Genomic DNA, 846 nt, shown 5'->3' with positions numbered 1-846 from the left:
GGCGGCGGCATCGGCGGCGCGGGCGGCCTCCGCCTCGGCGCGGGCCTTCGCGAGGGCGGCGTCGGCGGCGTCCCGCGCCGCCTCCCGCGCGCGGAGCCGGTTGCGCTGCCGAAGGCGCTCGGCCCCGGCGCTCGGCGCACCCGGATGGGCGCCCAGCCCGTCCCAGCGCCAGAAGCCGCCGCTGCGGGCGACGAGCGCCTGGCCGGGCGCGAGCGCGGCCTGCAGGAGGGGCCCGCGCGCCTCGTCCTCGACGAGCCCGATCTGGGAAAGGGCGCGCGCCAGCTCGGGCGGGGCCTGGACGAGCCCGCCCAGGGCCGTCGTGCCCTCGGGGAGGGCGGGGAGTGCGGCCAGCGGCGGCAGGTTGCGCCAGTGGCGGGGCGCGGCCGGGTCGGCCGGGCAGTCCAGCGCCTCGCCGAGCGCGGCGCCGAGCGCGGCCTCGAGGCCGGGCGGGACGGTGACGAGATCAAGGATCGGCGCGGCGCTGCCGCCGTCCCCGGCGCGCAGCAGCGCGGCCAGGCCCTGCGCCTCCGCCGCGGCGCGGGCGCGGGCGGCACCGGCCTCGGATTCGGCGGAGCGGGCGCGGGTGAGCGCGGCGGCGGCGGCGGCGCGGGCGCCCTCGGCGTCGGAGAGGGCCTCGGCGGCGGCCTCAGCGGCGCGGGCGGCCTCGCGCTCCTCGCGGCGGGCGGCCTCCTGGCGCTCGGCGGGGATGCAGGCGTCCAGGGCCTGGGCGTGCTCCCGCCCGAGGCGGTCATGGCCCTCGGCGGCGCGGCGGGCGCGCTCGGCGGCAGCGCGGGCGGCGTCGCGCGCGGCGGCCTCGTCGGCCTCGGCGGCCGTCGCGGCGCGGCG

1 pseudogene is annotated in these 846 nt (G+C 84.5%); it reads right to left on the bottom strand.

Annotated features, from left to right (window positions below):
• A pseudogene (locus tag EAH89_RS31710) lies at positions 1 to 846 on the bottom strand (hypothetical protein); the annotation flags it as partial.

Origin of the sequence: Muricoccus nepalensis (assembly GCF_006438825.1) — a bacterium.
Taxonomy (GTDB): Bacteria; Pseudomonadota; Alphaproteobacteria; order Acetobacterales; family Acetobacteraceae; genus Roseomonas; species Roseomonas nepalensis.
This window is presented reverse-complemented; position numbering and strand designations above follow the sequence as displayed.